Below are 9,394 nucleotides of genomic sequence, written 5' to 3' on the forward strand. Positions count from 1 at the left end.
TGCGACGGCTTCTTCTACAAGGGCCAGGAAGTGGCCGTGGTGGGCGGCGGCAACACCGCCGTGGAAGAAGCGCTGTACCTGGCCAACATCGCCACCAAGGTCACCCTGATCCACCGCCGCGACAAGTTCCGCGCCGAGCCGATCCTGATCGACCGCCTGCTGGAACAGCAGAAGAAGGGCAAGATCGAGATCAAGTACAACACCGTGCTCGACGAGGTGCTGGGCGATGACTCCGGCGTGACGGGCGCCCGCCTGCGCGGCGTCAACGGCAACCCGACGGCCACGGAAGACGTCAAGCTGGCTGGCGTGTTCATCGCGATCGGCCACAAGCCGAACACGGACCTGTTCAAGGGCCAGCTCGAGATGAACGACACCGGCTACATCCGCACGCAGAGCGGCCTGACCGGCAACGCCACCGCCACCAACGTCCCGGGCGTGTTCGCCGCCGGCGACGTGCAGGACCACGTGTACCGCCAGGCCATCACCAGCGCCGGCACGGGCTGCATGGCTGCGCTGGACGCCCAGCGCTACCTGGAAAGCCAGGATTAAGCGCCACTGCCCCGGGTTCCCGGGTGCAAACAATGCGGCCGATGGGTAACCATCGGCCGTTTTGCTTTGGGTGGCGTCCGGTCTGCGCGGCGTTCGTATAATCGACGCACGCTCCACCCCGATTGCTCCATCGCCATGAAACGCGCCCCCACCCCCGCCGCCAAGCTCAGCCTGACCGACTTGGCCAAGCTGCGCGAACAGCTCAAGCACGACACCGAAGCCCGCGAAGCCGAGCGCCAGCGCGCCGAGGCCGCCGCCCGCCAGGCCGCGGAAGAAGCCAACGTGTTCCGCGCCAGCATCGGCGAGGTGAGCGCGCTGCGCCAGAACAAGCGCGTCGAGCATCCGCGCAACCCGCCCGCGCCCGACCCCGTGCACTCGCGCGCCGAGGAGCAGACCGTGCTGCGCGATTCGCTGTCGGACGAATTCGACATCGACAACCTGCTCGAGACCGACGACACCCTCTCCTACCGCCGCCCCGGCATCGGCGAGGACGTGCTCAAGAAGCTGCGCCGCGGCGAATGGGCCACGCAAGACGAGATCGATCTGCACGGCCTGCGCCGGGATGAAGCCCGCGAGGCGCTGGCCGCCTTCCTGCGCCGCGCTGTGCAGCGCGGCATCCGCTGCGTGCGGGTGGTCCACGGCAAGGGCCTCGGCTCGCCCGACAAGACCCCCGTGCTCAAGGGCAAGGTGCGCTCGTGGCTGGTGCAGAAAGAAGAAGTGATCGCCTTTGTCGAGCCGCGCAACACGGCCGGCGGCGCGGGCGCGGTGCTGGTGCTGCTGCGCCAGCCGCACAGCGCCTGATTCCCCTCAACTCAATCCCCCAATCAATCGCGTGACTCTGCACGAAACCCGCCTCCAGTTGGTGATGCACTGGATGGAGATCCTGGCCGTCTTCTCGTTCGCCATCTCGGGGCTGGCCGAGGCGAAACGGCGCCGGCTCGATGCCGTGGGCGCCTTCATCGTCGCCTTCCTGACCGCCTTCGGTGGCGGCACGCTGCGTGATCTGCTGCTCGATCGCCGGCCCTTCTACTGGGTCGAGCACGAGCATTACCTGCTGGCGCTGTTCATCATGAGCCTGTTCGCCAACTGGGTGATCCGGCTGGTGAGCCAACTGGTGTCCGACCGTGTGCTGATCATCGCCGACGCCATTGGCCTGGGGCTGTTTGGCGTGCTCGGCACGCAGCTGGCGCTGGACGCCAACATGCCGGTGTTCGTGGCGGTGATGATGGGGGTGATCACGTCGGCGTTCGGCGGCCTGCTGCGCGACGTGGTGTGCAATGAAGTGCCGATGCTGCTGCGGGATAACCACCCGTACGCGACCTGCGCGTTCCTCGGCTGCTTCTTCTATGTGGGATTGACCTACACCGATCTGCTGCCGAGTGTGGCCGTGGTGGTCGCCACGCTGGCGATCGTGGTGGGGCGGCTGGCGACGCTACGCTGGAACATCACCCTGCCCCGCTGAAAGACCGGCGCGGGCGCGCCGGACTCGATGCAATGACGACGGGTTAGACCGCCGCTTCGTCCTTCTCGCCGGTGCGGATGCGGATCACCTGCTCCACCGGCATCACGAAGATCTTGCCGTCGCCGATCTTGCCGGTCTTGGCCGCCTTGACGATGGTGTCGATCACGTGCTCGACCTGGCTGTCAGCCACCACCACCTCGATCTTGATCTTCGGCAGGAAGTCGACCACGTACTCGGCGCCGCGATACAGCTCGGTGTGGCCCTTCTGGCGGCCAAAGCCCTTGACCTCGGTGACGGTCAGGCCGGTCACCCCCACGTCGGCGAGCGACTCGCGCACTTCGTCCAGTTTGAAGGGCTTGATGATGGCGGTGATCTGTTTCATGAGCTGTCTCGCTGACTAGTTGGTGAGGTATTCGAACGTCCAATAATACTGGAGACGGTTGACGCGCACATCCTTGGCGATGCCGTCGACTGCCTCCAACAGGGTCCGATCGTCCGGGAAATTCTTCAGAACGTCGTGCTGGCTGCCGTCATCGAGCGGGCGGCGCTGCCAGGTGTTGCCATCTTCGTCGGTATGCGCGATGGGTGTACTGGAGCCCGGCACATACTGGTTATCGAACCACAGCACGCGCACGCCGGGGCCGAGCACCCGGTGCAGGCGCTCCAGGTGCGCCCGCAGCTCTTGCAGTGGCACGTGCGACCACCAGCCCCCCGCCGTCATCACGTCGAAGGCACCGGGCGCGAAGGGCAACGCATCGTTGTCGGCGCGCACGAACGCGGCCCCGCCGATGCCCTTGGCGCGCGCGATGCGCAACACGGTGTCGTTGAAATCCGCGCCGACAATGCTGCGCGCCTCCGACATCGCCTCGGTCCAGTAGCCGGTGCCGCAGGCCAGGTCCAGCACCCGTGCGCCACGCGTGAGGTCACGCACGCGCGCCTTCAACCACGCCAAGTCGTCCTGCCGCTCCGGCTTCGCATAAATGCGTTCGTATTCGGGGGCGCGCTTGGCGTAGTACTCGAGCATAGCGGTCGTTATTCCTTGAAGCGGGACGTGATCGGATACCGCCAATCGCGCCCGAACGCCCGCTGCGTCACGCGGATGCCCACCGGCGCCTGGCGGCGCTTGTACTCGTTGATCTTGATGAGGCGCACGATCTTCTGCACGTCGGCTTGCGCAAACCCAGCGGCAATGATGTCCGCCACCGCCTGGTTCTGCTCCATGTAGCGCTGCACGATGGCGTCGAGCGCGTCGTATTCCGGCAGGCTGTCCTGGTCGGTCTGGTTCTCGCGCAGCTCGGCCGACGGCGCCCGCGTCAGGATGCGCTCCGGAATCACCTCCGACAGCGTATTGCGGTAGTGGCACAGCCGGTAGACCAGCGTCTTGAAGATGTCCTTGATGACGGCGAAACCGCCCGCCATGTCGCCGTACAGCGTGCAGTAGCCGACCGCCATCTCGCTCTTGTTGCCGGTGGTCAGCACGATGCGGCCGGACTTGTTGGACAGCGCCATCAGCAGCGTGCCGCGGATGCGCGCCTGGATGTTCTCTTCGGTGGCGTCTTCGGGCAGGTCGCGGAACTCTTCCGCCAGCACGCCCTTGAACGCGTCGAACATCGGCATGATGGGGATCTCGTCGTACTGCACGCCCAGGCGGGCCGCCATGTCGCGCGCATCGACCCACGAGATATCGGCGGTGTAGCGCGACGGCATCATCACCGCGCGCACGCGGTCGGCGCCCAGCGCGTCGACGGCAATCGCCAGCACCAGCGCCGAATCCACGCCGCCAGACAGGCCGATGATCGCGCCCGGGAAGCCGTTCTTGCCGAGGTAATCGCGCACGCCCAGCTTGAGCGCCTCGTACACCTGCGCTTCCAGCGGCGCCTCGGGCACGATCTCACCGGCCTGCGGCTTGGCGCCGTCAAAGCGCACGTAGCCGACGCCCTCGGCAAACTGCGCCATGCGCACCACCGGCTGGCCCTGTGCGTCGAGCACGAAGGAGCCGCCGTCGAACACCAGCTCATCCTGCCCGCCGACCAGGTTCACGTACACATGCGGCAGGCCCGATTCCGTGACGCGCGCGCCGATGATCCGCTCACGCAGGTCTTCCTTGTCCAGGTGGTACGGCGAGGCATTGGGGATCAGCACCACCTGCGCGCCGGCCGCCTTGGCCCACGCCGTGGCCTGCGGATACCACGCGTCCTCGCAGATGATCACGCCGAAACGCGTGCCCTCCACGTCGAACACGAACGGCTCGAAGCCGGCCTGGAAGTAGCGCTTCTCGTCGAAGACCTCGTTGTTGGGCAGCTCGATCTTGTGATACTGGCCCGCCACGCGACCGTCCAGCGCCACCGTAACGGTGTTGGTCGGCTTGGGCAGCGTACCGCCCGCGGCCGGCGCCTCCAGCGACACATTCGGATGGCCAATCAGCACATGCAGGTCAGGGAAGGCGGCCAGCTCCGCCACCAGCGCGTCGAGCGCGCAGGCGCTGCCGTCCAGGAAAGCCGGGCGCAACAGCAGGTCTTCGGGCGGATAGCCGGTCAGCGACAGCTCCGGCGTGACGAGGATGCGCGCACCAGCCTGGTGCGCTTCGCGCGCGGCAGCGACGATGCGGGCGGCGTTGCCGGCGAAATCGCCGACGGTGCAGTTGATCTGGGCGAGAGCGACTGAGACGGTCATGGGGGCAATGGGGGAAGCGAGCGCAGCACCCCGAGCTGGAATTAGAATCGGCGGCATGACCTCCCGCCCTCTCGCTCCCGAGCCCGAAACCCGCGCCGGATCGCCACATTATCGCATGCGGCTTGTGACCGATCTGAGTGAGATTGGCCGTGACACATGGGACGCCCTGCTCGCCCAGCAGCCCGAGGCCACGCCATTCCTGCGCTTCGACTTTCTGCACGCACTGCACGCCAGCGGCAGCGCATGCCCCGAGACGGGCTGGTCGCCGCAATACCTGACGCTGTGGGAAGAGCGCCCCGACGGCACGGCCGCCGACGTTCTGGTCGCCGCCGCACCGCTCTACGTCAAGGGCCACTCCTACGGCGAATACGTGTTCGACTGGGCCTGGGCCAACGCCTACGCGCAGCACGGCCTGGAGTACTACCCGAAGTGGCTGTCCGCCGTGCCCTTTACGCCGGTGCAGGGCACGCGCCTGCTGGCGCGCGACGCCATGGCCCGTGCCGCGCTGCTCGACACGCTGCTGGCGATGGCGCGGCAGAGCGAGTTGTCGTCGCTGCACGTGCTGTTCCCGACCGCCGACGAGGCCGAGCAGATGCGTGCGGCCGGCATGTTGCTACGGCAAGGGGTGCAGTTCCACTGGTGCAATGCGGGCTTTCACAGCTTCGACGACTTCCTCGCCGCGCTGGAGCAGAAGAAACGCAAGAACATCCGCGCCGAGCGCCGGCGCGTGCAGCACGCCGGCATCACCTTCCGCCACGTGCCGGGGGCCGCGGCCACCGAGGCCGATTGGCGCTTCTTCCACCGCTGCTATCGGGCGACCTATCGCGAGCATCACTCGTCGCCCTACCTGAACGTGGACTTCTTCCTGCGGATCGGCGCGGCGATGCCGGAGAACCTGCTGCTGGTGGTGGCCCAACGCGAGGGCCATGACATCGGCAGCGCGCTGCTGGTGATCGACGCGCGGCCGGAGGCGTCAGTCATGTACGGCCGCTATTGGGGCGCGGTTGAACACCACCCTTGCCTGCATTTCGAGACCGCCTACTACCAGCCGCTCGCGTATTGCATCGAACACGGCATCCGCACCTTCGAGGGCGGCGCCCAGGGCGAACACAAGATGGCGCGCGGCTTCGAGCCGGTGGCGACGATGTCGGCACACTGGTTGGCGCATCCGGGCTTTGCCGATGCGGTCGGCCGCTTCCTGGACCACGAGACGGCCGGCATGGAGGCCTACCTGGATGACCTGACGGACCGCTCGCCGTTCAGGCAGCGGTCGGATTGAATGGGGCAAAGCGGGAGAATTGCCCGGGCTGTGAACCCGGCCGCCGCGCGCGTTGGGGGCGGCGTTGCGGCTGGCGAGTCGGTGCCCGCACCAAAGGCGGGCATGACACAGTGGATTACTGCGCTGGCGCTTTCTGCTGCGCGACCGTGCAGTAGGTCGGCGCAGTATCGGCGTGGCTGGCGGCCGCGACGGCGCGCTCACCCGCGTGCGCGGTATCCGACGGGCCGACCAGCAACGCCCACACGGTAAAGGCAGCCATGGCCACGGCGGAAAAAACGGGGACAACCACAGTCTTGTTCAACATCGCATTACCAAGGGTTGGAGTCAAACTTGACGGGGAGTCTAGAGCGCTCACATCCGGCGGGCAAATGAGCGTTACTTAATTCTCTTTACAGCGAAACTACCTTATCTGCAGCATTCACAATTTGGAGAAGATGTCAGCGATGACATCACTCCGCCGCCGCAGGCCGCAAAGCCAGCTGCCATGCGGCATCCGCAGAAACGGACGAGGCCCGCGCCATCGCGCATTCAAATAAAACATCCCGGTCATCCATGAGGATGCCGGGATGCGATCGACTACTTCGTACAGCGATTGTCAGAAAACGCCGATGCGAGCTTACTTCTTATAGTTGGCCACGCCGTCGACGATTTCCTTATGGGCTTCTTCGATGCCGCCCCAGCCTTCGACCTTGACCCACTTGCCGGCTTCCAGCGCCTTGTACTGCTCGAAGAAATGCTTGATCTGGTCCAGCAGGTTCTGGCCGATGTCGGACAGGTCCGTCATGTGAGCGGTGGCGGGGCTCAACTTGTTGACCGGCACGGCAACCAGCTTGGCATCCACGCCGGATTCGTCCGTCATCTTCAGCATGCCCAGCACGCGGCAGCGCACCACGCAGCCGTGGATCAGCGGGAACGGCGTGACGACCAGCACGTCCACCGGATCGCCGTCGCCCGACAGCGTCTGCGGGATGAAGCCGTAGTTGGCCGGGTAGCGCATGCCGGTGCCCACGAAGCGGTCCACGTGCAGCAGGCCGGTTTCCTTGTCGGCTTCGTACTTGACCGGGTCGCTCTGTGCCGGGATCTCGATGATGACGTTGAAGTCGTTGGGGATGTCCTTGCCCGGCGAGACGTTGTTGAAGCTCATGGAAATGCTCCGGAATGCGCGAAAGTGACGCAAATGGTTGGAAAAAGGTCAAAAATCTGTCGCGCGCATTATAGCTGGTGGCGGCGGCAGGCCCGCCCGCTCCCGTGCGAGAATCGACCGTTCCCGATCCCCTTTGGAACCCCCCATGCACGCCCAGCACTTCATTGCCAACCGCCTGATGTCGCCCGATTCTGGCATGCGCATCAAGGTGTTCGACCCGTCCGACGGCCAGTCCTTTGCCGAGATCGCGCGCGGCAACGCCACCGACATCAACGTGGCCGTGCACGCGGCGCGGCGCGCCTTCGACGGCGTGTGGGGCAAGCTGGCCCCGGCCGACCGCGGCCGCCTGCTGATGCGCGTGGCCCTGCGCCTGGCCGATCATGAGGAAGAACTCGCCCGCCTGGAAGCCCGCGATACCGGCAAGCCGATGCGCCAGGCCCGCGCGGACGCCCGCGCCATCGCCCGCTATTTCGAGTTCTACGCCGGCGCGGCCGACAAGCTGCACGGCCAGACCATCCCCTATCCGGCGGATACCACCGTGCTGACCATCCGCGAGCCGCACGGCGTGACGGCGCACATCATCCCGTGGAACTACCCGATGCAGATCTTCGGGCGCAGCGTCGGTGCGGCGCTGGCCGCGGGCAATGCGTGCGTGGTCAAGCCGGCGGAGGATGCGTGTCTGTCGCTGCTGCGCGTGGCGCAACTGGCCGCCGAGGCCGGCTTGCCCGACGGCGCCCTCAACATCGTCACCGGCTACGGGCACGAGGCCGGCGCGGCGCTGGCGGCGCATCCGGGCATCAACCATGTGTCGTTCACCGGCTCGCCCGAGACTGGCAAGCTGATCGTGCGCGCCGCTGCCGAGAACCATGTGCCCGTGACGCTGGAGCTGGGTGGCAAATCCCCGCAGATCCTGTTTGCCGATGCGGACGTGGAGGCGGCGATTCCTGCGGTGGTCGCCGGCATCATCCAGAACGCCGGGCAGACGTGTTCCGCCGGCAGCCGCGTGCTGATCGAGCGCAGCCTGTACGAATCCGTGCTGGATCGCCTCGCCAGCGTGTTCGAATCGATCAAGGTCGGCCCATCGATGCTGGACCTGGACTGCGGTCCCCTCATCAACCCGAAGCAGCAGCAGCGCGTGTGGGATTTCGTCTCGGACGCGCAGCACGCCAACATCCCCGTGATGGCGCAGGGGCTGGTGGTGCCCGAGGCGCCCGAGACCGGCTACTACCAGGCGCCGATGCTGCTGCGCGACGTGCCGCACACGCACCGCCTGGCGCAGGAGGAAGTGTTCGGCCCCCTGCTCGCCGCGATGCCGTTCGACAGTGAAGCCGAAGCGCTGACGCTCGCCAACGGCACGCCATACGGTCTGGTGGCCGGCGTATGGACACGCGACGGCGGGCGCCAACTGCGGCTGGCGCGCGCGCTCAAGGCAGGGCAAGTCTTTATCAACAACTACGGCGCGGGCGGCGGCGTGGAACTGCCCTTCGGCGGCACGGGCCAGTCGGGCCACGGGCGCGAGAAGGGCTTCGAGGCGCTGTATGGCTTCACCACCTTGAAGACCATCGCCATCCGCCACGGCTAACACAACACTAACAACGCAGACAACACGAGGAGACACCATGCGGCTTGCCGGCAAGATCGCCATCGTCACGGGCGCGGGTTCGGGTTTTGGCGAGGGCATCGCCCACACCTTTGCGCGCGAGGGTGCGCGCGTGATCGCGGGCGACCTCAATGCGGAGGCCGGCGAGCGCGTGGCCAACGCCATCCGTGTGGCCGGCGGCGATGCGCATTTCGTGCACGTCGACGTGTCGGATGGCGGCTCGGTCGCCCGGCTGCTCGGCGCCACGCTGGACCGCTATGGCGACCTGCACATCGTCGTCAACAACGCCGGCACCACGCACCGGAACAAGCCGATCCTGGAGATCACCGAAGACGAGTTCGACCGCGTGATGGCCGTCAACGTGAAATCCATCTACTGGACGGCGCGCCACATGGTGCCGCACTTCCGTGCGCGCGGCGGCGGCGTGTTCGTCAACGTGGCGTCCACGGCGGGCATCCGGCCGCGGCCCGGGCTCGTCTGGTACAACGCCAGCAAGGGCGCCGTCATCACCGCCAGCAAGGCAATGGCGGCCGAGCTGGGCCCGGACAAGATCCGCGTGAACTGCGTCAATCCGGTGATGGGCGCGACGGGCCTGATCGAGCAATTCATGGGCATGCCCGACACACCCGAGAACCGCGCGCGCTTCCTGGCGACGATCCCGATGGGGCGGCTCTCCACGCCGCAGGA

At 66.7% G+C, this 9,394-nt stretch carries 11 protein-coding genes; 6 read left to right on the top strand and 5 right to left on the bottom strand.

The window, feature by feature from the left end; translation table 11 throughout:
* The 3 genes from QZ609_RS20785 to QZ609_RS20795 all read left to right on the top strand — a co-directional run.
* A partial coding sequence (locus QZ609_RS20785; protein WP_295498999.1) for an FAD-dependent oxidoreductase occupies positions 1-549 on the top strand: 549 nt, incomplete at its 5' end.
* 135 nt (positions 550-684) lie between these two features.
* Entirely contained in the window at positions 685-1,350 is a 666-nt protein-coding gene (locus QZ609_RS20790) for a Smr/MutS family protein (RefSeq protein WP_295499002.1), read from the top strand.
* Positions 1,351-1,387: 37 nt separating this feature from the next.
* Complete coding sequence (locus QZ609_RS20795; protein WP_295499029.1) at positions 1,388-2,011, top strand: trimeric intracellular cation channel family protein; 624 nt, start codon at positions 1,388-1,390, stop codon at positions 2,009-2,011.
* Positions 2,012-2,054: 43 nt separating this feature from the next.
* On the opposite strand, the gene glnK is transcribed toward QZ609_RS20795, so the two are convergent.
* The 3 genes from glnK to QZ609_RS20810 are packed head-to-tail and all read right to left on the bottom strand — an operon-like array spanning position 2,055 to position 4,684.
* The gene (glnK, locus tag QZ609_RS20800) at positions 2,055-2,393 is read right to left on the bottom strand and encodes a P-II family nitrogen regulator (RefSeq protein ID WP_295499006.1); all 339 of its coding nucleotides are present in this window, start codon (positions 2,391-2,393) and stop codon (positions 2,055-2,057) included.
* A 15-nt stretch (positions 2,394-2,408) separates the two neighbouring features.
* Entirely contained in the window at positions 2,409-3,035 is a 627-nt protein-coding gene (locus QZ609_RS20805) for a class I SAM-dependent methyltransferase (RefSeq protein WP_295499009.1), read from the bottom strand.
* 8 nt (positions 3,036-3,043) lie between these two features.
* Entirely contained in the window at positions 3,044-4,684 is a 1,641-nt protein-coding gene (locus QZ609_RS20810; protein WP_295499012.1) for an NAD+ synthase, read from the bottom strand.
* Positions 4,685-4,739: 55 nt separating this feature from the next.
* Here QZ609_RS20810 and QZ609_RS20815 point away from each other — a divergent pair, with 55 nt between their 5' ends.
* Positions 4,740-5,963 (top strand): GNAT family N-acetyltransferase, encoded by a 1,224-nt coding sequence (locus tag QZ609_RS20815; RefSeq protein WP_295499014.1) that lies wholly within the window; start codon positions 4,740-4,742, stop codon positions 5,961-5,963.
* 115 nt (positions 5,964-6,078) lie between these two features.
* Here QZ609_RS20815 and QZ609_RS20820 read toward each other — a convergent pair whose 3' ends face one another.
* Positions 6,079-6,267, bottom strand: a complete 189-nt coding sequence (locus QZ609_RS20820) for a hypothetical protein (protein ID WP_295499017.1) — start codon at positions 6,265-6,267, stop codon at positions 6,079-6,081.
* Between the two features lie 312 nt (positions 6,268-6,579).
* On the bottom strand, positions 6,580-7,107 hold the full coding sequence (gene ppa, locus QZ609_RS20825) for an inorganic diphosphatase (RefSeq protein WP_295499020.1): 528 nt from the start codon (positions 7,105-7,107) through the stop codon (positions 6,580-6,582).
* 145 nt (positions 7,108-7,252) lie between these two features.
* Between ppa and QZ609_RS20830 the strand changes: the two genes are divergently transcribed.
* Positions 7,253-8,689 (top strand): aldehyde dehydrogenase family protein, encoded by a 1,437-nt coding sequence (locus QZ609_RS20830; RefSeq protein ID WP_295499023.1) that lies wholly within the window; start codon positions 7,253-7,255, stop codon positions 8,687-8,689.
* 37 nt (positions 8,690-8,726) lie between these two features.
* Positions 8,727-9,394: SDR family oxidoreductase (locus tag QZ609_RS20835; RefSeq protein ID WP_295499026.1), on the top strand; the 668-nt coding region annotated here is incomplete at its 3' end.

Source organism: uncultured Ralstonia sp., assembly GCA_913056305.1.
In the GTDB taxonomy this organism is placed as follows: Bacteria; Pseudomonadota; Gammaproteobacteria; order Burkholderiales; family Burkholderiaceae; genus Ralstonia.

Coding starts and splice junctions, on each gene's coding strand:
- QZ609_RS20790 (WP_295499002.1), top strand. CDS start 685: ATGAAACGCGCCCCCACCCCCGCCGCCAAGCTCAGCCTGACCGACTTG.
- glnK (WP_295499006.1), bottom strand. CDS start 2,393: ATGAAACAGATCACCGCCATCATCAAGCCCTTCAAACTGGACGAAGTG.
- QZ609_RS20805 (WP_295499009.1), bottom strand. CDS start 3,035: ATGCTCGAGTACTACGCCAAGCGCGCCCCCGAATACGAACGCATTTAT.
- QZ609_RS20810 (WP_295499012.1), bottom strand. CDS start 4,684: ATGACCGTCTCAGTCGCTCTCGCCCAGATCAACTGCACCGTCGGCGAT.
- QZ609_RS20815 (WP_295499014.1), top strand. CDS start 4,740: ATGACCTCCCGCCCTCTCGCTCCCGAGCCCGAAACCCGCGCCGGATCG.
- QZ609_RS20820 (WP_295499017.1), bottom strand. CDS start 6,267: ATGTTGAACAAGACTGTGGTTGTCCCCGTTTTTTCCGCCGTGGCCATG.
- ppa (WP_295499020.1), bottom strand. CDS start 7,107: ATGAGCTTCAACAACGTCTCGCCGGGCAAGGACATCCCCAACGACTTC.
- QZ609_RS20830 (WP_295499023.1), top strand. CDS start 7,253: ATGCACGCCCAGCACTTCATTGCCAACCGCCTGATGTCGCCCGATTCT.